We start from the raw sequence: 26,674 nt of genomic DNA, 5'->3' as shown, positions 1-26,674 counted from the left end.
ATGCGCGCGGCGACGCCCCGCCCGGTGGTCTCCGGCACGACGCTGCGCTTCGTCTCGCTCGTCGCCGCCGTGCTCGGCACCAGCGTGTACGCCTTCGGCAGCTTGTACTTCCTGCTGCCCGAGCACAGCGCCACCGGCCTCGTCACGTTCCTCCGGTGCGCGGAGGCGTACCGGCATGCCCTGCCCGCCCCCGACGCGGACGTCGACACGTACGTCGCCGCCGCCGAGCGGGCTCGGCAGGGGGCCATCGCCTGCATGGCCCCCATCGATCGGCCCCGGGCGGCCTGGGTGCTCGTCGGCCTCCTCCTGCTCCTGACTGTCGCGGCGGCGCTGCACCTCGCGACGCCGTGGTGGATCCGCCGCCGGGGCCGGCTGGTCGAGATCACCGCCGACGGGTTCCCCCGGCTGCACGCCGAACTGATCCGGCTCAGCACCGTCGCCGGACTGGACCGGCCGCCGGCATTCCTGCTCGACCCGGCGGCGGGCGCGCCGGGCGGGTTGGCCTTCGGCCGCGTCGGCCGGTACGCGGTGCGGATCAACGCGGGGCTGGTGCCGCTGGCGGTGACCGACCCGGGCGCGTTCCGGGCGGTGGTGCTGCACGAGCTGGCCCACCTGCGCAACCGGGACGTCGACCTGACCTATGCGGTGGTGGCGCTCTGGCGCGCGTTCGTCGCGGTGGCGCTCGTCCCGCTGGTCGTGCTGACGGTGTACCCGCCCGTCCTGGCCGACCCCGGCCGGGTGCCGTGGGCCTGGGACGACGTCGTCGACGACTACTGGCCGTGGGACTTCGTCGACTACGGAACGAGAATGGTGCAGGGCAGCGTACGCGCGTTGCTCTTCGTCGCCGTGGTGTACCTCGCCCGCAACGCGGTGTTACGCGCCCGTGAGACGTACGCCGACGCCCGGGCCGCCGACTTCGGCGCCGGGACCGACCTGCGGCGAGTCGTCGCGACCGCGACCGGGCAGCCGGCCCCGGGGTGGCGACGGCGGCTCGGCCGGTTCGGCGTGCATCCCACCACCGCCGCCCGGATGGCCGCCATCGACGACCCGCCGCACGTGCACCGGCCCCGCTTCGGTGAGCTGTTCGTCGCCGGCCTGACCACGATGATCGCCTTCACCGGGCTGTCCCACTACGCCGGGATCGCCCTGCCTCACGCCGGCCCGACGGGCTCGCGGGTCGCCGCGTGGGTCATCGCGCCCGTGGTCACCGCGATCCTGGGCGCGGTTGCCTGGCGGGCGTGGCAGTCGCCCGGCTCATCGGCGGACCGAATCGGCAGGCTGGTCACCGCGACCCTCGGCTTCAGCCTGGGCTGGCTGGTCGGCGACCTGGTGTCGCTCACCACCCCCGCCGGCGACTGGGGGTTCTTCGGCACCTCGTCGACCGGCGGACGGGCCCCGCTCGGCGCGGCGCCTGTGATGGACGGCTACGGCGTGGACTCGGCCCTGGTCGCGGCGGTACTGCTGACCGGGGGGATGCTGGCCCAGGCGGGCGTCCTCGCCGCCGCCGCCCGGACCTGGTCGGCGCGGGGCGCGACCGGCCGGTGGGCGTGGGGCGCCGGGGCCGCCGTGACCGCCGTGCCGTTCGCCCTGTGGATCACGACTTGGTTCGACACCCGGACGGTGCCCTCCCTGGTCGGTCATCTCTACAGCATCGGCAGCACCGACCTTGCCCGCGTCGGTGTCGACATCTGGCAGGGGCCGGGTTTCGCCCTGCTGACCCTCTTCTACGCGCCGCTCGAGATCTTCGGCGGCCGGTCCCTGGCGGTGCCCGCGCTGGCGGTGGCCTGGTTGTACCCGCTCGCCGCCGGACTGCGGCCGCAGTGGTGGCGGATGCCGAGCCCCGCGTCGCCACCGCGCGGCGGCACTCCCGACAGCATGCCGGAGAGTCTCTTGACCGTCGCCACCCCGGCGGCCGATCAGGCGACCGGGACCGCAGTGGACGGCCGGGCGACCGGGACCGCTGCCCCGGCGGCCGATCGGGCCACCGGAATCGCCACCCCTGCGCACGAACCACCGGCCGCGACCGCCAGGTCGGTAGACGACCGGCCGACCGGGACCGCCGCAGCGGTAGACGGCCGGCCGGCCGGTGCTGTGCCGGTCGCCGCCGCCCCGTCCGGACCCGGACCGGTCCACCAGGATCCGGCGTCCGACGACCCCCGCCTCGGCGAGGGCGTCCGGGCGGCGCTGCGGGTGGCGCTGCTCGGGGCCGCCGGGTTCGCCGTCGCGCTGCTCGCCGCCCGCGCGGCGATCCGGCTGTTCGCCCCTGAGCGAGCCGGCGCGGCCGATTTCTCCGGCTACTTCTACTACTGCGAGATCGCCGCGGTCACGCTCGTGCAGGCCGTGGTGGGCGGCGTGCTGGCCGCCCGGCGGCGCCCCCTCGGGCTGGTCCTCGGGCAGTTCGCGGCGATGATCGTCGCGGTGCTGGCGACGGTGGCGGTCGTCGGGGCGCAGACCCTCGGCGGCTGCGTGGCGGCGTTCCGGCTCAGCAGGTCGACGTGCGCTCCGCCCGACGACCTGCCCTGGGCCCTCGGGCTGCTGAGGACCCTGGCCGTCGAGGGTGCGCTCGCCGCTTTGCTGGCGGGCGCGGCGGTCGTCGTCGCCTCCGCGGTGGCCCGGCGGCTGCCGGCACTGGTCGGGGTGACCGGCGCGACGGGCCGCCGGGCCTGGTCGGCCACACTGCTGGTGCTCTTGCTGGGCGTCGGCGGGCTGGCGGCGCGGGGCGCGTACGCGTTCGAGGAGCCGACGACCGTGCCGACCGCCGCGCCCCGGTCGTCCGAGCCCGCTCCGGTGCCACCCGGACCGGCCGGTCCGGGACGCCCGCTGACCAGTGCCGAGGCGACCGCCGTCGTCGAGGCCGCCGAGCGGGGGCTACCGGCCCTGTGGCAGCGCAAGGCGGAGGACGAGCCGGACGAGGACGACCCCTCCGACGACGACCGCTATGACCCGCCGGGGTGCCGGTCCCTGGGCATCGGGGCGTATCAGGAGAAGCTCGAACCGCAGAAGCGGGCGTCAGCGGGGGCGAACTTGACCAACGGCGGCAACCTGGCATCGACCACCCTGTACGTCGGCGTCACCTCGTACGCCGCGCCGGTGCCGGAGTCGGTGCTGCGCGACGCCGAGCGGCAGCAGATCGGCTGCCCCCGCTTCACGGTCACCTCGGCCACCGGCTTCCAGTTGGCCTACGAGGTGCATCCGGCCAGCGCCCCGGACCTCGGCGGCCAGGCATGGCGGATGGACTACGACATCTCGACCGTGTCCGGCCCTCCGATACGGGGCCGCCTGGCCGAGGTCACCGTACGGGTGGACCACAGCCTGGTGACGGTCTCGATGGTCGCGGTCGGGGAGCCGCTCGACGAGGCGCTCCTGACCGCCTCGCTGCGCCGGGCGGTGGCCGCCCTGCCGAGGTGACCACGACACACGACGAAGGGCCGGTCCCGGAGGACCGACCCTTCGTTGCTGGTGGGCGATACTGGGTTTGAACCAGTGACCTCTTCCGTGTCAAGGAAGCGCGCTCCCACTGCGCCAATCGCCCGTGCTCGTACCGAGGTGGGGACGGGATTTGAACCCGCGTACACGGCTTTGCAGGCCGTTGCCTCGCCTCTCGGCCACCCCACCGAGGTTGCCCCCGTCATGCGTGGCGGCATCTCCGAGCGGACGACGGGATTCGAACCCGCGACCCTCACCTTGGCAAGGTGATGCGCTACCAGCTGCGCTACGTCCGCTTGTCTCCGGGCGTTCCCGGTGACGGATGAGAACTCTAGCCGAGCCGTCGGACAAGTGCCAACTCGGGGGGTGACTCCGGCGCGTCACCCGGGGGGTCACTATCCCTCTCGCACCCCCTGGAGCGTCCTAGGAGCCTGGGTGGCGAGGCCCTACCACCGGCCGGGACCACCGCGGGGAGGGCCGCGGGGAGGGCCGCGCCAGCGGTACGACAGGTCCGAGCGTCCGCAACTCCCCCGGGACACCGCTCGGCGTCGGGCCCGGCCGGCGACCCGCCGCCGTCGGGTGGCCGGAGCAGCGGCGAGGCGCAGCGCGAGGCCGACGGGCGCGCCGGGAGGATCCTGTCCGGCTTCCGACTGTCGAGAGCGCGACCGGCCGGTTCGGTGACGCGCTGTGCTCACGTCGATGGGTTACCGTAACCGGCGTGACGAGACGTGCCGCCGATGTCCGCCTGGATTCCCTGCTGCGCACGGCCTGCGACGTGATCGTCGAGCGTGGACTCGCCAACACCCGGACGGCCGACGTGGCGCAGGCCGCCGGGGTCAGCCAGGCCCTGGTGTTCTACCACTTCGCCACCAAGGAGCGGCTGCTCGCCCAGGCGTTCGCGTACGCCGTCGAGCAGGACTTGGCCCGGCTCGACGCGGTGGTCCGGTCCTCCGCCCCGCCACTGACCAAGCTGCGCCGGCTCCTGCGGCTCTACACCCCCGCCGGCCGGTCGATCTCCTGGTCGATGTGGATCGACGGGTGGGCGGAGTCGCTGCGTACCCCGGAACTGGAGAAGGTCTGCCGCCGGCTCGACCTGCGCTGGCGCCAGGACCTGGCCGCGGTGATCTCCGACGGGGTCGCCGCCGGCACCTTCGTCTGCGCCGACCCGGCCGGCGCCGCCTGGCGGATCAACGCGGTGATGGACGGCCTGGCCGTCCAGTTGGCGGTGCACGAGCGGGTGATCACCCGCCGCCAGGTCGGCGAGTGGATCCGCCTGGTCGCCGCCCGCGAGCTGGGCCTCGACCCGAGCCAGCTCGACTGACCGGGCAGGCCGGCGCCCGACCTCGGCCCGTTCCGGTTGACCGGCTCCGTGCCGCCGCCCGACGGGCGCCCGGGCAATCTGACGGCCGGCCGGCAAAACCGCCCGGACCGGGACGAACAGCCGGACAATCGACGGCATGGACCTGCTCGAGACGTACCGGCGGAGTCTGGCCGAGTTCATCGACCGGGTGGAGCAGGTTGCCCCGGCGCAGTGGTCGGACCCGACGCCCTGCCCGGGCTGGGACGTACGCACCCTGGTCAACCACGTGGTGGCCGAGGACCGGTGGACGGTGCCGCTGCTCGCCGGCCGGACGGTCACCGAGATCGGCGACCGCTTCGACGGCGACCAGCTCGGCGACGACCCGGTGACCGCCGCCCGGCAGGCGGCGTCCCAGGCCGAGGTGGCCGCGACGCACCCCGGCGCGCTGGACACGACGGTGCACCTGTCGGCCGGCGAGACGGCGGCCGGCGAGTACCTGCACCAGCTCGTCGCCGAGCACCTCGTACACGGGTGGGACCTGGCGGTGGCGATCGGCGCGGATCCGCGCCTGGACGACGAGGCGGTCGCCGCCTGCGCCCGCTGGTTCGCCGCCCGGGCGGCGGACTACCGCCGTGGCGACCTGGTGCAGCCGGGGGTCGACGTGCCCGCCGACGCCGACCGGCAGGACCGGCTCATCGCCGCCTTCGGCCGCGACCCGGACTGGACCCCACCGGCCTGACCCGCCCCCGCCGGGGCGCTGCTCCGATCGGGATCAGGAGGAGGTGGCGGGGAGACGGCCGCGCAGGCGGCGCAGGGCCGGCGGATGGACGTTGGCCAGCGCGAGGTCGCCGCCGTAGTGGGCGAGCACCCGGTGGTCCATCACCCGTCGCCACAGCGGGGGGACCAGCGCGGCGACGACCATGGTGGCGTAGCCGGCGGGCAGTTGCGGCGAGGAGTCGAAGCTGCGCAGGGTCTGGTAGCGGCGCAGCGGGTTGGCGTGGTGGTCGCTGTGCCGCTGGAGCTGGAAGAGGAAGACGTTGGTGACCGTCCGGTCGCTGTTCCAGCTGTGCCGGGGATCGACCTTCTCGTAGCGGCCGGCGGCGGTGCGCTGCCGGGCCAGCCCGTAGTGCTCCAGGTAGTTGACCACCTCCAGCAGGGAGAAGCCGACCACCGCCTGGAGCGCGAGGAACACCAGCACCCCGGGGCCGAAGACGACCGCCAGCACGGCGTAGAGCACGACGGTCATCGCCCAGGCGTTGAGCACGTCGTTGCGCCACGTCCAGGGGCTGCGGCCGCGCAGTCGGAACCGGCTCGCCTCCAGCCGCCAGGCCGACCGCAGGCCGCCGACGACGGTACGCGGCCAGAACGCCCAGAAGCTCTCCCCCAGCCGGGAGCTGGCCGGGTCCTCCGGGGTGGCGACCCGGGTGTGGTGGCCCCGGTTGTGCTCGACGTAGAAGTGCCCGTACCCGGTGGGCGCGAGCGCCACCTTGGAGAGCCAGCGCTCGGCCGTCTCCCGCTTGTGCCCCAGCTCGTGGGCGGTGTTGATGGCGATGCCGTCGACCACGCCGACGGTGGCGACCAGTCCGGCGGCGCCGATCCAGGACAGTTCGCCACCGGCCCAGACGGCGCAGCAGAGCACCAGGGCGGCGTACTGGGCGGGCAGCCAGAGATAGGTGAGCCAGCGGTAGTAGCCGTCGGCCGACAGCCGGGCCATCGCCTCGTCGGGCGGGTTGCGCCGGTCGTCGCCGATGAGCAGGTCGACCACCGGGATGAGCACGAAGACGACCAGTGGGGTGAGCCACCAGCCCCAGGCGTCGCCACCGCCCCGCCAGATGAGGAAGCCCAGGAAGGGCAGGACCGGGACGAGCAGGGCAAGCGGCCAGAGCGGCTTGCGGGTGTCGCGCCAGGCGACGGGTCCGACCGTCGCGGCGGTGCCGTGGGTCATCGCCAACCTCCGATCTGTCGGGCTGTTCCCCGACTGTGGCACCGGTCACGCAGATTTACAAGAGGTGCTTTTTTGTAAAGCGCGAGGGTGACCCTGACGACACTTACCGTCACCGGTGACCTTGCCCGGGCCGGTCCGGCCTGGTATCCACAGATGCGCATGCGTAACCGCGCCTGCCCCGGGGTCGGCGCCACGCCGCCCCCCGCTCCCACGAGGAGGTCACGTGCCCAGACCGGAGTGGACATCATGGACGGGCCGGCGGCGACGCCGGCTCGTCCCCGTACTGGCGACCGCCGCCGTGGTCGCCGCCCTGCTGCCCGGCGGCACCGGCGCCACGGCGGCCCCGGGCGACGCCTCGGCCGCGGCCCCGGGCCGCTCCGGCTCGTTCGCCGACGACAGCCACCAGGCCGCCGACGTCGACAACCGCCCCGGTACGGCGGCGCCCGACGCGCGTCAGCGCGGACTCGCCCGGCAGGTCGACGCCGACGTGCGGTGGAACCGGCTCGGCACCCCGCACGCGCTCGGCCCGGCCCGCGCCCCGCTCGCCACCGGGCTGCCCGCCGACCCGGAGGCCGCCGCCCGGCGCTACCTCGCCGACAACAGCGCACTGTTCGGGCTGGACGCCGGCGCGGTCGCCGCGATGGACCGGATCCTGGTCCGGCCGATCGGCGACGGGGCGGTGGTCACCCTGCGGCAGCGCTTCGGCGACCTGCCCGCCGGCCACGACGGCCTGGTCACCGTCGCGGTCGTCGACGGCGCGGTGATCTCGGTCAGCTCCTCGCTCGCCCGCGACGCCTCGGCGCCCGCCCCGGCCACCCTCACCGGGGAGCAGGCGTACGCCGCCGCGCTCGCCGACGCCGGCCTGGAGGCCGGCGCGGTGGCCCGGCACAGCGTCCGCCCGGTCGCCGTGCCCACCCCGCGCGACGGCAACCGGGCCGCGTACGAGGTGACCCTGATCGGCGCGGAGAGCGACCACCCGGCGGCCTTCACCAGCTACGTCGACGGCATCACCGGTCAGGTGCTCGTCCGCGAGGACCTGGTCGACTTCGACTCGGACAATCCGAGCTGGGCGGTCTACCCGGCCACCCCGCCGAGCGACCTCGCGCCCGGACAGGACCCGCGGGTGCGCTGGTGCGGCGAGCCCGGGCCGGGCTGCGCGGCGGCGTTCCACGACCCGGCCGGCGGCAGGCACTGGGACGTCGACCTGGCCACCGGCACGCCCACCGGCACGTCGCGCGGCAACTCCGCCAACACCGTCGTCTCCTGGGGCGCCGGCAGTCCGATGCTGCCCGCCACGGCCAGCCCGGAGCGGCGCTACGAGTACCCGTTCACCGACCAGTGGCACCAGGCGCGCTGCAACCCGGCGGTCTTCACCTCCGCGCAGCGCAACGACGCCGACGCCGCGATCGCCAACCTCTTCGCCATGCACAACCGGATGCACGACTGGGCCTGGCACCTCGGCTTCACCGAGGCCACCTGGAACCTCCAGGCGGTCAACGTCAGTGGGGCCGGCCTCGGCGGGGACGCCGAGCAGGGCCGCGCCCAGCAGGGCGCGCTGAGCGGCAACCGGAACAACGCCAACCAGGGCACTCCGCGCGACGGCCTGCCGCCGACCACCAACATGTACCTGTGGCAGCCGCAGGCCGGCGGCCCGTACCCGCCGTGCGTGGACGGCGACTACGACATGACGGTGATCGGGCACGAGTACACCCACGCCATCACCAACCGCATGATCGCCGGCCCGGACAGCGGCATCGGCGGCCTGCAGGGCGGGGCGATGGGCGAGTCGTGGAGCGACCTGCTCGCCGCCGAGTACCTCTACGAACACGGCCTGCGCGCCCCCGGCGAGACGCCCTGGGTCACCGGCGGGTACGTCACCGGCAACCTGGTCAGCGGCATCCGCAACCACGACTTCAGCCGCAGCCCGCTGAACTACTCCGACGTCGGCTACAACACCGCCGGCCCCGGCGTGCACGCCGACGGGGAGATCTGGAGCGCGACCAACTTCCGGATCCGCTCGGCCCTGGTGAAGAAGTACGGCCTGGGCACCCCGCAGCGGCAGCTCGACTGCGCGCTGGGCAAGCTCGGCGCCGAGCAGTGCCCGGGCAACCGGCGCTGGATCCAGCTGGTCTTCGACTCGTTCCTGCTCCAGGCCGCGAGCCAGGTCAGCATGCTCGACATGCGCGACAACCTGCTCACCGCCGACCGGCTGCGCTTCGGCGGGGCCAACCAGGAGCTGATCTGGACCGAGTTCGCCCGGTCCGGGATGGGCCGGGACGCCGCCACCAACGGCGCCACCGACTCCGACCCGACGCCGAGCTTCGCCAGCCCGGCGGGCGGCAACGCGACGCTGACCCTGCGCCCCAAGGGCGACAGCGCCGAGGCGCCGATCCGGCTCTACGTCGGCGACTACGAGGCGCGGGCCACCCCGGTGGCCGACACCGACCCGGCCACCCCGCTGCCGGACACCTTCGAGGCGGTCGCCGGGACGTACCGGCTGCTCGCGGTGGCGCCCGGCTTCGGGCACCAGCGGCTCGAGGTGGTCGCCCGGGCGGGCCAGCAGGGCTACGTCGACCTGCGGCTGAGCCGCAACCTGGCGTCCACCGCGTCCGGGGCCGTGATCACCGGGGACGGGGTCAACCTGGACCGGATCGGCGACGACACCGAGGCCACCAACTGGGCCTCGCTGACCGGGGTGGCCGGCCGCGGCGTCACCGTGGCGCTGCCCGGCGACGCCGCGCAGGTGGTCAAGCGGGTCAACGTCAGCGCCCTGCTCCGGCCGGCGATCACCGGTGACGCCGACACCGGCGGGCAGAACGCGCTCAGCGCCCTGCGCTCGTTCGCCGTGTCGACCTGCGACGCGACGAAGACCGACTGCGCCGACCCGGCCCGCTGGACCCGGATCTTCACCAGCGCCGACGACGCGTTCCCCGGGGGCAGGTACCGGGCGTACACCCGGGACCTGAACCTGCGCTCGTTCCCGGTGCCGACCACGCTCGCCACCCACGTCAAGCTGGAGGTGCTGGCCAGCCAGTGCACCGGCGGTCCGGCGTACGCCGGTGAGCAGGACGACGACCCGGCGACGACGACCGACTGCGCGACCGCCAGCCCGGCGCGCGACCAGGTCCGCATCGCCGAGTTCCAGGTGTTCTCGAAGTGAACCCCGCCGGGGTCGGGTGGCCCCACCCGACCCCGGCGGCCCCCGATCAGCGGCGCGCCGGCGTCCAGCGGCGGGGACGTTCGAACGGCAGGCCGCCCTCCTCGCCCCGGCGGGACTCGCGGGTCAACTGCCGCAGCCGCAGCAGCAGCCCGGCGCCGAGGAAGAGCAGCAGCCCGCCGAGGAGGAAGGCCGCCTGCACCACGCCGAACCCGCCGGTCGCGCTGCCGGAGGTCGGGCGGCCGGCGGCGGGCGGCACCTCGGCCACCGCCTCCTCGGTCTGCTCGGCCGCCTCGTCGGCCGGCTCGGACGCCTCGACGCCCGCCTCCGACTCCGCCGGTTCCGGCGCGCGGGTGCTCGGCGGCACGGTCGCGTCCGGGCCGACCACGTCGCGGGTGGCGGACCGCCGGGCGAGCAGGCGCAGGTTCGGGTCGTACGCCTCGGCGGCGAGGGTGACCCGCCCCTGGGTGACGTCGGCGTCGAAGGCCACCCGGTAGCGGGCGGTGACCGTCCGGTCCGGGCAGAGGGTGCCCGGGTCGAGCTGGCGGTCGGTCAACCGGGCCACGGCCCCCTCGGTCTGGATCTGCAGGGGGAAGATGCCGGAGTCCTCGACCCGGTCCATCTTCACCTGGTCCAGCCGCAGGCCCTCGACGGTGAGCACCATCGACCAGCGGACCTTCACGCACTCCCCGGGATCGGTGCGGGAGACCACCGCGGAGAGCGTCCGCACCTCGTCGCCGGCGGTGAACTCGTCGGGCAGGCCGCTCAGCTCGGTGGCGAAGGCGGCGAACGCCGGTGCGGGGGCCACGAGCCCTGTCGCCGACAGGCAGGCCAGCACCACCCCGAGTCGCATCGCGTTGCGCCACACCGTCGCCACCGTCGTCCTCCTTCTGTCGGTCCCGTCCAACCGCCACGCTAGGAGCGCTACGGGGAAGCGGGTAGACGGGCGTGTTCGCACGAGCCGTGAATCCTGGGCCGGGTTGTCACGCACAGTGGTGAACCGGTCACCTCCGACCCGCGACACGCCCGGGAACGACGCCGGGGGACAATCCACGGGTGTCCGATCTCGCCACCGCCTTCGTCCGGCTGCACGCCCGTCTCGCCCCGGTGGCCTTCGTCCCCGAGGTGCGGCTGCACCAGGCCGACGAGCCGATCGGGCTCTGGGAGTTGACCGAGGGCGAGTTCCGCAGCGCCCAGCCGCCGCCGTTCTGGGCGTTCGCCTGGGCCGGCGGGCAGGGGCTGGCCCGGTACGTCACCGACCACCCCGACCTGGTGGCCGGCCGCCGGGTGCTCGACCTGGCCTCCGGCTCCGGCCTGGTGGCCATCGCCGCCGCCCGGGCCGGCGCGGCGTCGGTACGGGCCGTCGAGGTCGACGAGCGGGCGGTGGCCGCCGTCGCGCTCAACGCGGAGGCCAACGGGGTACGCGTCGACGCCGAGTTCGGCGACATCCTCGACGGTGACGCCGGCGACGCCGAGGTGGTGCTCGCCGGGGACGTCTTCTACAGCGAGGCGATGGCGCGGCGGATGCTGCGCTTCCTGCTCCGGGCCGCCCGCTCCGGGGCCCGGGTGCTGGTCGGCGACCCGGGGCGGGCGTTCCTGCCCCGCGAGCGGTTCCGCGAGCTGGCGTCGTACGACGTGCCGGTGCCGGAGGCGTTGGAGAGCGTACGGGTGAAGCGCACCACCGTCTGGGAGCTGGACGCCGCCCTGCCGGGAGCCGCCCGCTAGCGTGACGGCGTGCTGTTCCGGGGCTGGGGGGAGTCCGTCGACGAGCGGTGGCCCGACGTGGCCGTCGTCGCCGACCACGTCGGGGTCGACCATCTGGTGGTCACCCGGCACGCGCTCGTCCGGCAGGTCCTCGCCGACCCGGTGACCTGGCGGCCCGACAACGCCCTGGACGCGGTGACCCCGCTGCCGGTGGCCGCGCTGCGGGTGCTCGCCGGGCACCGGTTCCGGCTGCCGCCGACCCTGGCCAACAACTCCTCGGCCAGCCACCCGGCGATCCGGGCGCTCGTCGCCGAGGCGCTGCACCCCACCCGGGTGGCCGCCCAGCAGCCCTGGCTGACCGGCCTGGTCCGGCAGCGGGTGGCCCGGCTCGCCGCCGCCCTCGACGCCGGGGAGCCGGTCGACCTGTACGCCGACCTCGCCGCCGACCTGCCGCTGCTGGTGCTGGCCCGGCTGGTCGAGCTGCCCGACGCGCCGGTCGGCGCGGTGAAGGACTTCGCCCGGGCCGCGCTGGAGCTGTTCTGGGCCCCGCTGGACGCCGACCGGCAGCTCGCCCTCGCCGCCGAGGTGGGACGCTTCCACACGGTGCTGCGGGACTTCGCCGCCACCGGGGGCGGGCTGGCCGCCGCGCTGCGCGCCGACGGGCACTCCCCCGACGTGGTGGTCGGCGCGTTGTTCTTCCTGCTGGTGGCCGGCCAGGAGACCACCTCGCAGTTCCTCACCCTGCTGCTGCACCGGCTCACCGCCGAGCCGGCGGTCCGCGCCGGGCTGCGGGACGGCTCGGTGGCGGTCGCCGACGTGGTCGAGGAGGGGCTGCGGCTGGAGCCGCCGATCGTGACCTGGCGGCGGGTGGCCGCCGTCGACGCCACGCTGGGCGGGACGGCGGTCGCGGCGGGGACCAGCGTGGTGCTCTGGCTGGCCCGCGCCGGACGCGACCCCGAGGTGGTCGCCGCGCCGGGACGGTTCCGGCCCGGGCAGCGCGGGTCGCGCCGGCACCTGGCCTTCGGCGCCGGGGCGCACCGCTGCGTGGGCGCGCAGCTGGCCCGGATGGAGGCGGCCGTCGTGGTGGCCGAGGCGGCGGCGCTGCTCGACGGGGTGCGGGTGGTCCGTCCGCCCTGGTGCCCGGACAACCTCACCTTCCGGATGCCGGACACGTTCGTCGTCCGCCGGCTCAGCCGGCCAGACCCGCCTCGTACGCGATGATCGCCGCCTGCACCCGGTTGCGCACGTCCAGCCGGGTGAAGATGCTGGTCAGGTACCCCTTGACGGTCCCCTCGGTGAGGTACAGCCGACGGGCGATCTCGGCGTTGGACAGTCCCGCCCCGACCAGGCCGAGCACCTCGCGCTCCCGGTCGGTCAGCCCGGCGGTGCGGTCCCGGGCCGCCGGTACCCGGGCCATCCGGTCGCCGTTGAGTTCGATCACCCGGCGGGCCACCCGGGGCGACAGGTACGCCCCGCCGTCGGCGACCGCCCGCACCCCGGTGATCAACTCCCGGGGGTCACCCGCCTTGAGCAGGAAGCCGCTGGCCCCGTGCCCGAGCGCCCGGGCCACGTGCTCGTCCTCACCGAAGGTGGTGAGCATGACGGTGGCCGTGCCGGGCGCCAGGCGGCGGATCTCCGCGGCGGCGGCCAGCCCGTCCACCTTCGGCATCCGGATGTCCAGCAGCGCGACCCGGGGCCGGTACGCCCGCACCGCCTCGACCGCGGCCCGGCCGTCACCGGCCTCGGCGACCACCTCGATGCCGGGGTCGGCGGCGAGGATGGCCCGCACCCCCGCCCGGATCATCGCCTCGTCGTCGGCGAGCAGCACCGTCACCGGCGCGGCGTCGATGGTCACGTGGTGGTCCGTCCCTTGCTGGTGAGGCGGCCGTCGGCGAAGCAGAGCCGCCAGGTGGGCTGGGCGAGCGGGAAGTTCCCGTCGGTGTAGTACTCGCAGCGGGTGCCGGGCGCCGGGGCGGGCTCGTCCGGTGGCGGCTCGACCTGGCGGCGGGGCAGCCCGGACAGCTCCGCGCGGGGCGCGCCGATGCGCATCTGCGCGAACGAGGACGCGTCGAGCACCGCGTCGGCGGTGGCGACCGGGTAGTAGACGAGGCAGAGCAGCAGCGCCACCGCGGGCGGCGCGCCGAGCGCGGCGAGCAGGCTGCGCCGCACGTCGCGCCGGGCGGCGTGCATCCGCTGCCGGGCCGCGAGCGCCGGCCGGCCGGGACGGACGACGGCCGGTCCGGTGGGACCGCCGACGACGGTCGGTCCGTCCGGCGTCGCCACGATCCCGGCCGGTCGGGGCGGGCGGGCCGACACGGCGCAGCCGCCGACGTCGGCCGGGCCACCGGCGGCGGTGGGCTCGTCCGGTGTCGCCGCGAATCCGGCCGTCCGGGGCAGCCGGGCCGACACGGCGAAGCCGCCGTCGTCGGTCGGACCGGCGTGCAGCGCGCCGCCGACCAGCCGTACCCCCTCGGTCAGGGCGAGCAGCCCGGAGCCGTGCGAGGCCGGTCCCGGCAGCGGCCCGGCCGGCGGGGGCGCGTTGACCACCCGGACCCGTATCCCGTCGTCGTCGGCGTCGGCGTCGGCGTCGAGCGTGACGGTGACCGGGGCGCCGGGGGCGTACCGGGCGGCGTTGGTCAGCGCCTCCCGGACCACCCGGTGGGCGAGCTGCCCGGCCGGCTCCGGCAGGTCGGCTGCCTCGGGGCAGAGCCGGGTCCGCACCGCCATGCCCGCCTCGCGGGCCCCGTCCACCAGGTCGGCGACGCTCTCCCCGACCGGCCGGGTGGTCGCCGGGGCGTCCGCCTCGCGGAGCACCCCGATGATCCGGTGCAGCCGCTCGGTGGCCGCGGCGACGCTGGCCCGCAGCTCCCCCGCCGCCACCCGGTGACGGTCGTCGAGGTCTCCGGCGACCTCCAGGGCCGCCGCGCGCAGCGCGATCAGACTCAGCTCGTGACCGAGCGAGTCGTGCATGTCCTGGGCGATCCGGGCCCGCTCCCGCAGCCGGATCCGCTCGGCGGCGCCCTGCTGCTCGCGCTCCACCGCCTCGGCGTGCTCCCAGCCGGCCAGCGTCAACGCCTGGTGCTGGCGCCGGTACCGGCCGACCAGCCAGGGCAGCACCCCCGCGCCGAGCAGCACGCAGCTGAGCAGGAACCAGGTCGCCATGCCGGTGTCCAGCACCGCCAGGTGCAGCACCGTGCCGACACCCGCGACGGCCGCGTACAACGCGGCGGCCGGGGTCGCCCGCTCACCGCGCCACCCGGCCAGGTAGCTGAAGGCCAGCAGGGCGAAGACGAAGTTGCCGTCGACGACCGAGCCGCCGAGCACCAGCAGCACCGCCACGGCGGGCAGCCGCCGACCCACCACGACCGCCACGGCGAGCAGCAGCAGCGAGCCGCCCAGCAGCGGTACGATCCACCGCTCGTGCGGCGGGGTGAGCCGGGCGTACGCCACCGGGGCGGCGAGCACCGCCCAGAGTCCCAGGTCGCCGGTCCACCGGCGCAGATCCCGCACGTCGGCCAGGCTACCGAGGCCCGTACCGGCCGGACACCGACGAAGGTCAGGTGCTCAGCCGGCGTCCTCGGCCCAGGCCCGCCAGTCGTCGAGCACCCCGTACAGGGCGGGGGTGAGCCAGCCGGGCGCGGAGCGGCGGAACACCCCCGGGTCCATCGCCCCGGCGCCGGCCGGCAGCGCACCGAGCAGGTTCGGCACCAGCTCGGTCAGGTTGGCCCAGTGCACCAGCTCCGGCTCCGTCGGCCAGGCGCCGATCACCACACCGGCGGGGATCGCCCGGCGCTCCAACGCCTCCAGGGTGAGCGCGGTGTGGTTGAGCGTGCCGAGACCGGCGCGGGCCACCACCACCGCCGGAGCGCCGAGGGAGACGGCCAGGTCGGCGACGGTCCACGGCTCGCCGGAGGGGCGCAGCCCCATCGGCACGAGCAGCCCGCCGGCCCCCTCGACCAGGACCAGGTCGTGCTTGTCGACCTCGGCGCGGATCGCGTCGACGGCGGTGTAGAGCTCCAGCGGCGGAAGTTCGGCGACCCGGGCCGCGGCGAGCGGGGCGAGCGGGTCGGGGTAGCTGGCCAGGGTCCGCCCGGTGAGCGGGGCGGCGAGCCGGGTCACCGAGTCCACGTCGCCGGGCTCCCCGGTGGCCGTACCCGTCTGGCCCGGCTTGACCACCGCGACCCGCATGCCGGCGGCCTGCGCGGCCGCCGTGATCGCGGCCGTCACCACCGTCTTGCCGACCTCGGTGTCGGTGCCGGTGACCAGCACCGCTCCCTTCCACGGCGTGGTCACCGCAACACCTCCGCCCCAGCCGGCGCGCTCACGGCGCGCACTCCACGATCACGTCCAACGCCCGCGCGAAGTCCGCCCGGGGGACCCCGGCGGAGATGGTCAGCCGCAGCCGGGAGCGGCTGTCCGGAGTGGACGGCGGGCGGAAGCAGCCCACCGCGACCCCCCGGTCCCGGCAGTCGGCGGCCCAGGCGGTGGCGGCCTCCGGACCGGGGGCGGTCACCGACACCACGGCCGCGTCCGGGGCGGACACCCTCAGCCCCGCCGCGCCGAGCCGGCGGACCGCCAGGGCGGCCCGGTCGGCCAGTTCCGCGCGCAGGTCGTCGCCGGCCCGGGCCAGCGCGACGGCGGCGTGCACGCCGGCCGCGACGGCCGGGGGCGGCGCGGTGTCGAAGATGAACGTGCGGCCCGTCTCGACCAGGTGCCGGACGAACTCCGCCGGACCGGCGACCACCCCGCCCGCGCCGCCGAGCGCCTTGGAGAGGGTCGCGGTGACCACCACGTCGGGCTCGCCGGCCAGCCCGGCCGCGGCCACCCCGCCGGCGCCGCCCGGCCCGGTGACGCCCAGCGCGTGCGCGTCGTCGACCAGCAGCGGCGCGCCGTGCCGGCGGGCCACGGCGTGCAGGTCGGCCAGCGGGGCGAGGTCGCCGTCGACGGAGAAGACCGACTCGGTCACCACCACGGCCGGGCGGCCGGGGGCGGCGGCGAGCGCGGCGGCCACCGCGTCGACGTCGGCGTGCGCGGTGACCACGGTCTCCGCGCCGGAGATCCGGCAGCCGTCGATCAGCGAGGCGTGGTTGTGGGCGTCGGAGACCAGCAGGGTACGCGGCTGGGTCAGGCCCCGGACGGCGGCGAGGTTGGCCAGGTAGCCGGAGGAGAAGACGAGCGCCCGGTCGACGGCGAGCCAGTCGGCGAGGGCGTCCTCCAGCGCGTGGTGGACGTCGGTGGAGCCGCGGACCAGCCGGGACCCGGTGGCCCCCAGCCCGTACGCGCTCAGCGCCCGCGCGGCGGCGGCGGTGACCTCCGGGTGGGTGGCCAGGCCGAGGTAGTCGTTGCCGGCGAGGTCGACCACGGCGTCGTCGGCGGCCCGGGGACGCAGCGTGCGGGTGAGCCCGGCCTTGCCGCGCAGCTCGGCCCGACGGTGCAGCGCCGCCAACCAGTCCGCCACCGTCACCGCCTCCCTCCGCCCGGTCGCCGGCGGGCCGAGGGATCGGCGCGCCGCCGGGCGAAATTACCACCCGGCCGGCGCCGCGCGGCGTGGCGCGGCCCACCCCGGCGGTGGCGGCGCGGGTCCCCCGGCGGCCCCGGCGCGGGTGCCACGTGGGCGTTTCCCGGCCACCGGGGGCCTTGTAGGGTACGAGCCATGCCAGAGATCCTCGACCAGGCCCGCACCCAGGTGCTGGAGAACGGCGTCGGCCTCGACGAGGCCGGTGTCCTCGCCGTGCTCAACCTGCCCGACGAGCACCTGCCCGCCGCCCTCCAGCTCGCCCACGAGGTACGGATGCGCTGGTGCGGCCCGGAGGTCGAGGTCGAGGGCATCGTGTCCCTGAAGACCGGCGGCTGCCCGGAGGACTGCCACTTCTGCTCGCAGTCGGGGCTGTTCACCTCCCCGGTCCGCTCGGTCTGGCTGGACATCCCCTCGCTGGTCGAGGCGGCGAAGCAGACCGCGAAGACGGGGGCGACCGAGTTCTGCATCGTGGCCGCCGTGCGGGGCCCGGACGCCCGGCTGATGAAGCAGATGCGCGAGGGTGTCGCCGCCATCAAGGCCGAGGTCGACATCCAGGTCGCCGCGTCGCTGGGCATGCTCAGCCAGGAGCAGGTCGACGAGCTGGTCGACATGGGCGTGCACCGCTACAACCACAACCTGGAGACCTGCCGCTCCTACTTCCCCAACGTGGTCACCACGCACTCCTGGGAGGAGCGCTGGGAGACGCTGCGGATGGTCCGCGAGTCCGGCATGGAGGTCTGCTGCGGCGGCATCCTCGGCCTGGGCGAGTCGGTGGAGCAGCGCGCCGAGTTCGCCGCGCAGCTCGCCGAGCTGGACCCGCACGAGGTGCCGCTGAACTTCCTCAACCCGCGGCCGGGCACCCCGCTCGGCGACCGTCCGGTGGTGGAGGGCAAGGACGCGCTGCGCGCCATCGCCGCGTTCCGGCTGGCCATGCCGCGCACCATCCTCCGGTACGCGGGCGGCCGCGAGATCACCCTCGGTGACCTGGGCACCCGGGAGGGGCTGCTCGGCGGCATCAACGCGGTGATCGTCGGCAACTACCTGACCACCCTGGGTCGACCGGCGACCGCGGACCTCGACCTGCTCGAGGACCTGAAGATGCCGGTGAAGGCGCTGTCGGCGACCCTGTGAGGCGACGGTGACCGAGCTTGTCGAGTCTGTGGCCGACCGCGCCGGCTGGTGCGACCGGTGCGGCGAGGCGGCGGCGACCGGCGGGCACGCGGCGTGCGCGGCGGCCCGCGTCCTGGAGCCGCCGCGCTACTGCGCGCACTGCCGCCGCCGGATGAAGGTGCAGGTGCTGCCGGTCGGCTGGTCGGCCACCTGCGTCGAGCACGGCGAGATCCGGGGCTGAGCCGGTGCTGCGGGGGCGGTCGGTGACGCTGCGTCCGGTGACGGACGCGGACGTGCCCGCCCTCGCCGCCATCCGGGCCACCCCGGAGGTACGCCGGTGGTGGCGCGGCGGTGACGACCAGGTCGCCGCGGTCCGCGCCGACCTCGCCGACGACGACCTGACCGTGTACGCGATCGAGCACGACGGCCGGGTGGTCGGCGCGATCCAGTGGTACGCCGAGACCGACCCCGACTACCGGCACGCCGGGTTGGACGTCTTCCTCGACCCGGAGGTGCGCGGGACGGGCCTGGGCGGGGACGCGATCCGCACCCTGGCCCGCCACCTCTTCGACGACCACGGGCACCACCGGCTCGTCATCGATCCGGCGGCGGCGAACACCGCCGCGATCCGGGCGTACGCGAAAGTCGGTTTCCGCCCGGTCGGGGTGATGCGCCGCTACGAGCGGGCCGAGGACGGCACCTGGCACGACGGCCTGCTGATGGACCTGCTCGCCGGCGACCTCGCGGACTGACACCCGTCCGGCCCATCGGGGCCGGCACCGGACCGCAGGGGCCGGCACCGGACCGCAGGGGCCGGGTCCGACCGGGCCGCAGGGGCCGGCACCGGACCGGGCCGCAGGGGCCAACTCCGACCGGACCGCAGGGGGGCCGGCACCGTCCGGGCCTCGGGGCCGGGGTCAGGCGTCCCAGTGGACGGTGGCGTCGTCTCCACGGCGGGCGCCCTCCGCCGGTCGGTGCGGGGCGAGCCGGCCGTCGGGCATCAGGTGCTGCACCGGCACACCGTGGCCGACCACGGCGACGTCGGCGATGAGCCGGCGGTGGCAGCGCCACCACACGCTCTCGCTGCACATCACCGCCGTGGTCCGGGTCGCCGCGTCGGCCAGCACCTCGTCCAGCGCCGCCCCGAAGTCAGCGGTACGGGTGTACGCCGCGTACGCCCGGAACGCCGCGACCGTCCACCAGGTGTCCGGCTCCGGGGCGCCGGCCGGGGTGTGTCGACGGCCGCCGAGCCGAGGCTCCCAGCGGTAGTCGACGCCCACCTCCGGCAGCCAGCGTTCGAGGGCTTCCCGGCGCACGTCCGGGTTGGTCCGGCTGGCCGGGTACCGCCGCACGTCCACCACCAACCCCACCCCCGCCCCGGTCAGCACCTCCCCCAGCCGCTCCCGGCCGGCCGCCCCGTGCCCCACCGTCAGCAGCATCCGTCCATGGTCCCGCAGATCTTGGCGAGTTGCCGTTCGCGTCGAACGACAACTCGCCAAGATCTCGGGCCGGCTGTGGACAGGGCAGCGCGCGGGCGGCGTGGTGGCCACACTGGGGGCCGTGCTGCCCACGCTTCCCGCCGACGAGGCCGACGCCCTGGACTGGCTGGCGTTCGAGCAGTCCGGTGTCGTGACCACCGCCCAGGTCACCCGGCTGCTCACCGAAGGTGTCGTCCGGGGCCTGGTCCGGTCGGAACGCTGGCGGTCGATCTGCCGCGGAGTCGTCCTCACCGGCAACGGGCGGCTGAGCCGGGACCAACAGCTGTGGGTGGCGGTCCTCGCCGCCGGGCGACGGGCGGTGCTGGCCGGGGTGACCGCCGCCGTCGAGGCGGGCGTACGAGGGCTCCGGGCCGAGCCGCTGCACGTGCTGGTCCCGGCCGGCCGACACGTGGCGACGCTGCTGCGCCGGTTGCCGATCGACATGCCCGCCGTCGTGGTGCACCGCACGACGGTGCTGCCCGACGACCACCTCCAACCGGCCCGGCCACCCCGGACGACGACGGCTCGCGCCGTGGTGGACGGAGCCGGGTGGGCCCGGAGCGACGAGGAGGCCCGGTCGCTGCTCGCGTCGGCCTGCCAGCAGCGTCGGGTGCTGCCGGAGGAGATCAGCGCGGTGCTCGACACGCTATCCCGGGCCCGGCGGCGGAAGCTGATCGCGCGAACCACGGCGGATGTCGCCGGCGGGGCGGAGGCCCTGTCCGAGCTGGATCTCCTGACGGTGTGTCGGCGGTACGGCCTGCCCCGGCCGGACCTGCAGCACCGGCGCGCCGACGCCACCGGCCGGATCCGGTTCCTCGACGCGTACTGGCGGGAGTGGCGGTTGCACGTGGAGGTCGACGGCGCGCACCACATGGACGTCCGGCACTGGGCGGCCGACATGCGACGACAGAACGACGTGTGGACCACCGGGGACCGCATCCTGCGCTTCCCCGCCTGGCTGGTCCGCACCCGCCCCGAGGAGGTGGCGGACACCCTCCACCGCGCCCTCGCCGCCGCCGGCTGGCGCCCCGGAACATGAATCTTGGCGAGTTGCCGTTCGCGTCGAACGACAACTCGCCAAGATCAGGGACGGGTCAGGCGACGGTGCAGGCGACGCCGTTGAGGGTGAAGGCGGTCGGCTTCGGGTTGGTGCCGGTGTGGGTGCCGTTGAAGCCGAAGCTGGTGGACGCGCCCGGTGCGAGCGTCCCGTTGTAGGAGACGTTCGTGGCGGTCACCGCCGTGCCGGTCTGGGTGTACGTCGCCGACCAGCCCTGGCCGACCTTCTGGCCGGCGTTCGGGAAGGTGAACGCCAGCGTCCAGCCGTTGATCGTGCTGGTGCCGGTGTTGGTGACGGTGATGTTCGCGGTGAAGCCGGTGTTCCAGTCGCTGCTCGTCCAGGCGACCTTGCAGGTGCCGCCGGTCGGCGGGTCGGCGGTGGTCACGGTGACCGGTGCGGAGGCCACCGAGGTGTTGCCGGCGGCGTCCACCGCGACGACGTAGTAGGTGTAGGTGGTCGCGGGGGTCAGGCCGGTCAGCGCCAGCGTGGTCGTGGTGGGCGAGCCGACCAGCGTGTCCGTCGCGCCGGCCTCCCGGTAGACCCGGTAGCCGGTGACCCGGACGTTGTCGGTGGCCGCCGGCCAGCTCAGGGTCAGCCCGGTGGCGGTGACCGCCGAGGCGACGGGCGTGCCGGGCGCGGTGGGCGCGGTGGTGTCCGGCGCGGGCGCGGCCGGGGTGGTCACCGACACCGTCGGCGAGGCGGTGGACCGGTTGCCGGCCCCGTCGCGGGCCCGCACCGAGAACTGGTACGTCCGCTCCGGCGTCAGCCCGGTCACCGCGAGGGTGTTGCCCGACGCCGGGAGCAGCAGCAGCGCGTCGCTGCCCACCTGCGCCTGGGTGACCTCGTAGCCGGCCAGGCCGCTGCCACCGGTGTCGGTGGAGGCGGGCCAGGTCAGGGTGAGACCGGTGGCGGTGACCGCCGAGGCGACGGGCGTGCCGGGCGCGGTCGGGGCGGTGGTGTCCGGGGTGGCCGGGCCGGGCTCGACGCCCCAGACCCGGGTGCCGTCGTGGTAGAGCGGCACCGCCCGGTTCGGCCCGGCGGTCGTCTGGTACGACGGGTCGTTGGTCGGGTCCCAGGTGCCCCCCTCGGGCACACCGATCTTGAACTGGACCTCCATCCGGTGCTGCGACTGACCCGCCGGGGCGATGGTGTGTCCCGTGCAGTCGACCTCGACGTACCAGATGTCGCCGGACAGTTGGCGAGCCGTCGACGGCGACGGGCAGCCCTGGGTGTAGCCGGGGGTGACCTGCACCGGTCCGGTGCCGTCGGGGCGGAAGTAGTAGCGGAACTTCGCGGTGGTCAGCGCCCGCGCCGGGAAGGCGGACCTGTTGTAGACGATGGCCTTGAGCCCGGTGGCCCGGGGCTCGGCCTGCATCACCGTGGTCTCCACGGTCAACTCGTCGATGTCCGGCGTCTCGGCGGTCGGGAAGCCGGTGAGCGGGCTGCCGCCGTACTCCTTGGTGAGCCGGACCAGGGCGGAGGTGAAGCCGGCGTTGTAGTCGGTGGCGACCTCGTTCATCACGTAGTCGGACCGGCTGTCGGTGTAGGCGTCGTTGGCCGCGGACGGGCCACCGACCAGCGCGCCGTAGAGCACGTGCCGGGTCTCGGCGGGCACGGTCTGGCTGTCCCACCAGGAGCCGTGGGCGGTGCGGTGGTGCGGGTTGCGCGGCGGGTTGGTCCCGAAGCCGATGACGTAGCTGGAGTTGCGCGGGTTGTCACCGAGCGCGTAGTTGATCTGCCGGACGGCGAAGTCGTGGTAGCGCGCCTTGCGGGTGGCGTCGGTGATGTGGTCGCTGTGCACCAGCGCGACGAAACTGGTGTTGGCGGCGTACCGGAGCGCGCCCCAGGAGTCGAGGACGGCCATGCCACCGGGCGAGTAGGGCACGCGCGCCCCGTTGACGCCGACGGTCCAGTAGTCCAGCCACCGGTTGGCGTCGTCGAGGTACTTCTGCTTACCGGTGAGCTTGTGCAGCAGCACGTAGGCGCCGTACTGCTTGTTGTCCCAGGCGATGGTCCACCGGTACGACTTGGTGCTGGTCTGGTTCTCGTTGCCGAGCCGGTCGTACTCGCTCTCGGCCTTGGCGAGGTAGGCCGGATCGCCGGTGGCCCGGTGCAGCCAGATCGCACCCCACACCAGCTCGTCCTGGTACCCGCTCCAGGAGCGGTAGAAGCTGGTCGCGTCGGTGATGCACTCGTGGTAGTTCTTCCGCACCGTGTCGGCGAAGGTGTAGAGCTGCTTGGCGTGCCCGAGCAGCTTGTCGGCGTACGCGGCGTCGGTGGGCCGGAAGACCATCGACGACGCGGCCATCGCGGCCGCCGTCTCCCCCGCCAGGTCCGCGCCGCCACAGCTCGCGTCGATCTTGTACGCGGGCCGCGCCATCGGCATGACCTCGGCCGGCCCCCACCACTTGTGGTCGTCGTCGCCCTTGCCGACCTGGCCGTAGAGCACGTTCGGCGCGGGGTGCGCCTTGACGAACCAGTCGTTGACGAAGCGCAGGTTGTTGAGCAGGTGCGGGAGCTGGCCGGAGGCGACGTAGCCGTCGCGGTACTCCACCGCGCCCCAGGCCAGCATGGTGGTGCTGAACGCCATCGGGAAGCCGAACTTCACGTGGTCGCCGGCGTCGTACCAGCCACCGGTCAGGTCGAGCCCGACGTCCGCGCCGTCGGTGAGCGCGGAGTCGCCGCGCCAGGAGACCCGGTTCCAGGCCGGCTTCCTCCCGGACTGCTGCGCCTCGTAGAAGAGCAGCGACTTCTGCAACGCCTCGGCGTAGTTGAAGGCGGGCGCGGCGGCGGCGTCGTCGACCGGGGCGGCGGTCGCGGCGGTCGGGGCGGCGACGACCAGGGCCAGGCCGCTGGTCAGTGCGGCGCCGGCGGCGAGGACGCGGCGCAGCCAGGGTCTGCCGCGCAACGGCGGCCGGACGGGTTGGCGCATGGCGGGCTCCTGTGGCTGACGCCTCCGGCGGTGGTCACCGGACGGGGACGGGTGTCGGAGGTGTGACCGCCGCCGGAGGCTGTGGTGGTGGGGGGTCCAGAGGAGGCGCGGGAGCGCTCCCATGGATGGTCGACAATGTAATCTGGACCTCGCCGGTTTGGGAAGGCCGCGCCACGGCCGGCGCAGCGTCAGGCGTACCGGATGCGTTACACCGACACGCCGTCGTCGACGCCTCAATCGACCGGTTCCGGGGATTCCCTCCGGCACGTCGTCCCAGCTCAGGCCGTTCGCCCGATGCCGTACACGAAGACCGTTCATGGGATCATGTGCCGTCCCCTCTACCGATCTCGGAGGATTCCTCATGCCACAGCGTCGGCACGTGGCGCGCGCGGCCTTCAGCGCGGCTGCCGCCACGGCCCTCCTCGCCTTCGCCGCACCGGCGTGGGCGTCGAGCACCATCCCGCTGCACACCGCCCACAAGGGTTCGACGGCGGCGGGCTTCCCCACGCAGGACTGCGAGGACGAGCGCTTCGAAGACAACGACCTCGCCGAGAACCAGGACGGCTGGCACTTCGTGCTGCCCGGCGGCAAGGAGTCCGGCAGCTTCGAGACGCTCAGCCTGACCTTCACCGACGGCACCACCGAGGTCGAGATCAAGGTCCCGGACGCCTCGGACGCCTACCCCGACTACTTCTACTCCACCGGCGGCAAGAACCCGCGCGTCATCCACGCCTACGTCTTCACCCCGGCGGGCTGGACCCTGGTCGACGGCAGCGCCGTGATCAGCGGCGAGGCGGCCAAGTTCAACCTGAGCCACACCTGCCCCGGCACCCCGTCGTCGCAGAGCCCGAGCCCGACGCCGTCGACCACCGCGTCGCCGAGCCCGTCGACCTCGACCTCCCCCACCCCGGGTGAGTCGAACACCCCGAGCGAGTCCGGCACCCCGACCGGGTCGACCTCCCCGTCCGAGGGCACCGGCGGCTCCGGCGGCGGCGACGGCGAGCTGCCGCTGACCGGCGTGGCGACCACCGGCATCGCCGTGACCGGCCTGGTGCTGATCGGTGGCGGCGTCGCGCTGACCGCGCTGCGGCGTCGTCGGGACCGGATCACCTTCACCAGCTGATCGCAGACCGCGACACCACCGGCCGTCGGAGTTCGCTCCGGCGGCCGGTTCGCGTCCCGGGCGGGGCACCCCGCCGACCGCCGCCGACACCCTGCCGTACCGACCGGTAACCGGTGTGGACGCCAGACGGGCATTCATCACACCATCGATAGCTGTCAATTGTTGGCGTACGTCTGCGCAGCTCAGGACCGCTGCCACCGGCTCGGCGAGGAGGGCGACGAGGGGCCGGCGGCCCCGTTCGCGTCCTGACATACGAACGTACTGTTGCCGCCCCGCTCGGCCGCGGGCGACAGTACGCCACACCAGCGGTGCCATCGACGCCGCCGCTCCCCCCGGTCGACTGAGGAGAACGCGATGGCTCTACGACTCGCCGACGGCACCGCCTGGTCCGACACCCTCGCCCGCGCGGTGGCCGCCACGCCGGAGGCCTTCGGGCCCGAGGCGGACGGCGTCACCACGCTGCACAACCTGCTCTCCGGCGAGTGGCGCGCGGCCGGCACGCCGAGCCCGGTACGCACCCCGGTCGACAACACCGTCCTGGTCAACATCGCCCGGCTCGACGCCGACACCGCCCGCGCCGCGGTCGGCCACGCCGCCACCGCACACCGCGACTGGGCCGCCACCCCGCTCGCCGAGCGCAAGGCCCGCGTCACCGACGCCCTGGACGCCCTCACCGCGCACCGCGACCTGCTCGCCCTGCTGCTGGTCTGGGAGATCGGCAAGCCGTGGCGGCTGGCCTGCGCCGACGTGGACCGCGCCCTGGACGGCGTCCGCTGGTACGTCGAGGAGATCGACCGGATGCTCGCCGACGGGCGGGAGCCGCTGCCGGGCCCGGTCAGCAACATCGCCTCCTGGAACTACCCGATGAGCGTGCTGGTCCACGCCGAACTGGTGCAGCTGCTCGCCGGCAACGCGGTGATCGCCAAGACCCCGTCGCAGGGCGGCGCGGTCTGCCTCACCGTGGCGCACGCGCTGATGCGCCGCGCCGGGCTGCCCGCCACGCTGCTCTCCGGCAGCGGCGAGGAGCTCTCCGAGGTCCTGGTCCGGGCGCCCGAGATCGGCGCGGTGGCGTTCGTCGGCGGGCGCTCCAACGGCGGCAAGGTGGCCGCGGCGCTGCTCGACACCGACAAGCGGCACTTCATCGAGCAGGAGGGGCTCAACGCCTGGGGCGTGTGGAACTTCTCCCAGTGGGACACGCTCGCCGCGCACCTGAAGAAGGGCTTCGAGTACGGCAAGCAGCGCTGCACCGCGTACCCGCGCTTCGTCGTCCAGCGCGACCTGGTCGACGAGTTCCTGGACATGTACCTGCCGGTGGTGCGCTCCGTCCGGTTCGGACACCCGCTCGCGGTCGACGATGCCTGGTCGGCCGGGGACCCGCTGCCCGAGCTGGACTTCGGCCCGCTGATCAGCGCCGCCAAGGCCGACGAGCTGCGCCGCAAGGTCGAGGACGCGGTCCGTCACGGCGCGGTCCCGCTGCACCGCGGCAAGCTCGACGGGGCGCCCTTCCTCGACGGGCAGGACACCTCCGCGTACGTGGCGCCGGCGGTGCTGCTGGCCCCGCCCGGCCGGTCCCGGCTGATGCACGCCGAGCCGTTCGGCCCGGTCGACACCATCGTCGTGGTGGACACCACCGACGAGCTGCTGGCCGCGATGAACGCCTCCAACGGCGCGCTGGTGGCCTCGCTCGCCTGCGACGACGAGGAACTGGCCGGCAAGCTCGCGGTCGACCTCCAGGCGTTCAAGGTGGGCATCAACAAGCCCCGCTCGCGCGGAGACCGGGACGAGCCGTTCGGCGGCCGTGGCGCGTCCTGGAAGGGCGCCTTCGTCGGCGGCGACCTGCTGGTGCAGGCGGTCACCCAGGGCGGCGACGGCCGGCTCTACGGCAACTTCCCGGACTACAGCAGCTACCCGGCGACCTGAGCCC

20 protein-coding genes and 3 tRNA genes are annotated in these 26,674 nt (G+C 74.9%); 12 read left to right on the top strand and 11 right to left on the bottom strand.

Annotation, left to right across the window (positions count from 1 at the left end; genetic code table 11):
* Positions 1 to 3,408, top strand: coding sequence for a M48 family metalloprotease (locus GA0070614_RS24380; protein WP_088978141.1), 3,408 nt, complete (start codon positions 1 to 3; stop codon positions 3,406 to 3,408).
* A 49-nt stretch (positions 3,409 to 3,457) separates the two neighbouring features.
* On the opposite strand, the gene GA0070614_RS24375 is transcribed toward GA0070614_RS24380, so the two are convergent.
* The 3 genes from GA0070614_RS24375 to GA0070614_RS24365 all read right to left on the bottom strand — a co-directional run bounded on the left by GA0070614_RS24375 (position 3,458) and on the right by GA0070614_RS24365 (position 3,722).
* Positions 3,458 to 3,532: transfer RNA gene (locus GA0070614_RS24375), tRNA-Val, on the bottom strand.
* 12 nt (positions 3,533 to 3,544) lie between these two features.
* Positions 3,545 to 3,615, bottom strand: a tRNA-Cys gene (locus GA0070614_RS24370).
* A 34-nt stretch (positions 3,616 to 3,649) separates the two neighbouring features.
* Positions 3,650 to 3,722, bottom strand: a tRNA-Gly gene (locus tag GA0070614_RS24365).
* Positions 3,723 to 4,144: 422 nt separating this feature from the next.
* Between GA0070614_RS24365 and GA0070614_RS24360 the strand changes: the two genes are divergently transcribed.
* On the top strand, positions 4,145 to 4,747 hold the full coding sequence (locus tag GA0070614_RS24360) for a TetR/AcrR family transcriptional regulator (RefSeq protein ID WP_088978140.1): 603 nt from the start codon (positions 4,145 to 4,147) through the stop codon (positions 4,745 to 4,747).
* A 136-nt stretch (positions 4,748 to 4,883) separates the two neighbouring features.
* Positions 4,884 to 5,465, top strand: coding sequence for a TIGR03086 family metal-binding protein (locus GA0070614_RS24355; RefSeq protein ID WP_088978139.1), 582 nt, complete (start codon positions 4,884 to 4,886; stop codon positions 5,463 to 5,465).
* A gap of 33 nt (positions 5,466 to 5,498) precedes the next feature.
* On the opposite strand, the gene GA0070614_RS24350 is transcribed toward GA0070614_RS24355, so the two are convergent.
* Complete coding sequence (locus GA0070614_RS24350; protein ID WP_088978138.1) at positions 5,499 to 6,671, bottom strand: alkane 1-monooxygenase; 1,173 nt, start codon at positions 6,669 to 6,671, stop codon at positions 5,499 to 5,501.
* 223 nt (positions 6,672 to 6,894) lie between these two features.
* Between GA0070614_RS24350 and GA0070614_RS24345 the strand changes: the two genes are divergently transcribed.
* On the top strand, positions 6,895 to 9,831 hold the full coding sequence (locus GA0070614_RS24345; protein WP_088978137.1) for a M36 family metallopeptidase: 2,937 nt from the start codon (positions 6,895 to 6,897) through the stop codon (positions 9,829 to 9,831).
* Between the two features lie 46 nt (positions 9,832 to 9,877).
* On the opposite strand, the gene GA0070614_RS24340 is transcribed toward GA0070614_RS24345, so the two are convergent.
* Positions 9,878 to 10,705 (bottom strand): hypothetical protein, encoded by an 828-nt coding sequence (locus GA0070614_RS24340; RefSeq protein ID WP_231933378.1) that lies wholly within the window; start codon positions 10,703 to 10,705, stop codon positions 9,878 to 9,880.
* 179 nt (positions 10,706 to 10,884) lie between these two features.
* Here GA0070614_RS24340 and GA0070614_RS24335 point away from each other — a divergent pair, with 179 nt between their 5' ends.
* Both GA0070614_RS24335 and GA0070614_RS24330 read left to right on the top strand, forming a co-directional pair.
* The gene (locus GA0070614_RS24335; RefSeq protein ID WP_088978136.1) at positions 10,885 to 11,553 is read left to right on the top strand and encodes a class I SAM-dependent methyltransferase; all 669 of its coding nucleotides are present in this window, start codon (positions 10,885 to 10,887) and stop codon (positions 11,551 to 11,553) included.
* Between the two features lie 9 nt (positions 11,554 to 11,562).
* Positions 11,563 to 12,753 carry a cytochrome P450 gene (locus GA0070614_RS24330; protein ID WP_088978135.1) on the top strand — a complete coding sequence of 397 codons (1,191 nt, stop codon included), beginning with the start codon at positions 11,563 to 11,565 and terminating at the stop codon, positions 12,751 to 12,753.
* Here the strand turns inward: GA0070614_RS24330 and GA0070614_RS24325 are convergent.
* Genes GA0070614_RS24325 through GA0070614_RS24310 form a run of 4 tightly spaced genes read right to left on the bottom strand, consistent with a single transcriptional unit; the run spans position 12,722 to position 16,990 of the window.
* The gene (locus GA0070614_RS24325; RefSeq protein ID WP_088979636.1) at positions 12,722 to 13,336 is read right to left on the bottom strand and encodes a response regulator; all 615 of its coding nucleotides are present in this window, start codon (positions 13,334 to 13,336) and stop codon (positions 12,722 to 12,724) included. The two genes, GA0070614_RS24330 and GA0070614_RS24325, sit on opposite strands and share 32 nt — an antisense overlap.
* Positions 13,337 to 13,383: 47 nt before the next feature.
* Positions 13,384 to 15,042, bottom strand: coding sequence for a sensor histidine kinase (locus GA0070614_RS24320; RefSeq protein WP_231933377.1), 1,659 nt, complete (start codon positions 15,040 to 15,042; stop codon positions 13,384 to 13,386).
* A 54-nt stretch (positions 15,043 to 15,096) separates the two neighbouring features.
* Positions 15,097 to 15,801 carry a dethiobiotin synthase gene (gene bioD / locus GA0070614_RS24315; protein ID WP_088979635.1) on the bottom strand — a complete coding sequence of 235 codons (705 nt, stop codon included), beginning with the start codon at positions 15,799 to 15,801 and terminating at the stop codon, positions 15,097 to 15,099.
* A gap of 52 nt (positions 15,802 to 15,853) precedes the next feature.
* Complete coding sequence (locus tag GA0070614_RS24310; RefSeq protein ID WP_088979634.1) at positions 15,854 to 16,990, bottom strand: 8-amino-7-oxononanoate synthase; 1,137 nt, start codon at positions 16,988 to 16,990, stop codon at positions 15,854 to 15,856.
* A 195-nt stretch (positions 16,991 to 17,185) separates the two neighbouring features.
* On the opposite strand from GA0070614_RS24310, the gene bioB reads away from it, so the two are divergent.
* The 3 genes from bioB to GA0070614_RS24295 are packed head-to-tail and all read left to right on the top strand — an operon-like array spanning position 17,186 to position 18,912.
* Entirely contained in the window at positions 17,186 to 18,181 is a 996-nt protein-coding gene (bioB, locus tag GA0070614_RS24305; protein ID WP_088978133.1) for a biotin synthase BioB, read from the top strand.
* A 7-nt stretch (positions 18,182 to 18,188) separates the two neighbouring features.
* Positions 18,189 to 18,401, top strand: coding sequence for a biotin synthase auxiliary protein BsaP (bsaP, locus tag GA0070614_RS24300; RefSeq protein WP_088978132.1), 213 nt, complete (start codon positions 18,189 to 18,191; stop codon positions 18,399 to 18,401).
* Between the two features lie 4 nt (positions 18,402 to 18,405).
* Positions 18,406 to 18,912, top strand: coding sequence for a GNAT family N-acetyltransferase (locus GA0070614_RS24295; protein WP_088978131.1), 507 nt, complete (start codon positions 18,406 to 18,408; stop codon positions 18,910 to 18,912).
* A gap of 165 nt (positions 18,913 to 19,077) precedes the next feature.
* On the opposite strand, the gene GA0070614_RS24290 is transcribed toward GA0070614_RS24295, so the two are convergent.
* The gene (locus GA0070614_RS24290; RefSeq protein WP_088978130.1) at positions 19,078 to 19,599 is read right to left on the bottom strand and encodes a DUF488 domain-containing protein; all 522 of its coding nucleotides are present in this window, start codon (positions 19,597 to 19,599) and stop codon (positions 19,078 to 19,080) included.
* Positions 19,600 to 19,720: 121 nt separating this feature from the next.
* On the opposite strand from GA0070614_RS24290, the gene GA0070614_RS24285 reads away from it, so the two are divergent.
* Positions 19,721 to 20,677, top strand: a complete 957-nt coding sequence (locus GA0070614_RS24285) for a DUF559 domain-containing protein (protein ID WP_231933376.1) — start codon at positions 19,721 to 19,723, stop codon at positions 20,675 to 20,677.
* Positions 20,678 to 20,732: 55 nt separating this feature from the next.
* Here the strand turns inward: GA0070614_RS24285 and GA0070614_RS24280 are convergent, their stop codons facing one another.
* Positions 20,733 to 23,627 (bottom strand): glycoside hydrolase family 9 protein, encoded by a 2,895-nt coding sequence (locus GA0070614_RS24280; RefSeq protein ID WP_088978129.1) that lies wholly within the window; start codon positions 23,625 to 23,627, stop codon positions 20,733 to 20,735.
* Between the two features lie 361 nt (positions 23,628 to 23,988).
* Here GA0070614_RS24280 and GA0070614_RS24275 point away from each other — a divergent pair, with 361 nt between their 5' ends.
* Both GA0070614_RS24275 and GA0070614_RS24270 read left to right on the top strand, forming a co-directional pair.
* Positions 23,989 to 24,750: an LPXTG cell wall anchor domain-containing protein gene (locus GA0070614_RS24275; protein WP_088978128.1), complete on the top strand. Its 762-nt coding sequence runs from the start codon at positions 23,989 to 23,991 to the stop codon at positions 24,748 to 24,750.
* 354 nt (positions 24,751 to 25,104) lie between these two features.
* Positions 25,105 to 26,670, top strand: coding sequence for an aldehyde dehydrogenase family protein (locus tag GA0070614_RS24270; RefSeq protein WP_088978127.1), 1,566 nt, complete (start codon positions 25,105 to 25,107; stop codon positions 26,668 to 26,670).
* Positions 26,671 to 26,674 lie beyond the last annotated feature (4 nt).

It is taken from the genome of Micromonospora coxensis (genome assembly GCF_900090295.1).
GTDB classification, from domain to species: Bacteria; Actinomycetota; Actinomycetes; order Mycobacteriales; family Micromonosporaceae; genus Micromonospora; species Micromonospora coxensis.
The sequence above is the reverse complement of the archived record's forward strand: the minus strand, read 5'-3'. Positions and strand labels throughout refer to the sequence as shown.

Bases quoted from the DNA above. Each gene is read 5' to 3' on its own strand.
- GA0070614_RS24380 (WP_088978141.1), top strand. From the start codon at position 1: ATGCGCGCGGCGACGCCCCGCCCGGTGGTCTCCGGCACGACGCTGCGC.
- GA0070614_RS24355 (WP_088978139.1), top strand. From the start codon at position 4,884: ATGGACCTGCTCGAGACGTACCGGCGGAGTCTGGCCGAGTTCATCGAC.
- GA0070614_RS24350 (WP_088978138.1), bottom strand. From the start codon at position 6,671: ATGACCCACGGCACCGCCGCGACGGTCGGACCCGTCGCCTGGCGCGAC.
- GA0070614_RS24325 (WP_088979636.1), bottom strand. From the start codon at position 13,336: ATGATCCGGGCGGGGGTGCGGGCCATCCTCGCCGCCGACCCCGGCATC.
- bioB (WP_088978133.1), top strand. From the start codon at position 17,186: ATGCCAGAGATCCTCGACCAGGCCCGCACCCAGGTGCTGGAGAACGGC.
- GA0070614_RS24290 (WP_088978130.1), bottom strand. From the start codon at position 19,599: ATGCTGCTGACGGTGGGGCACGGGGCGGCCGGCCGGGAGCGGCTGGGG.
- GA0070614_RS24280 (WP_088978129.1), bottom strand. From the start codon at position 23,627: ATGCGCCAACCCGTCCGGCCGCCGTTGCGCGGCAGACCCTGGCTGCGC.
- GA0070614_RS24275 (WP_088978128.1), top strand. From the start codon at position 23,989: ATGCCACAGCGTCGGCACGTGGCGCGCGCGGCCTTCAGCGCGGCTGCC.
- GA0070614_RS24270 (WP_088978127.1), top strand. From the start codon at position 25,105: ATGGCTCTACGACTCGCCGACGGCACCGCCTGGTCCGACACCCTCGCC.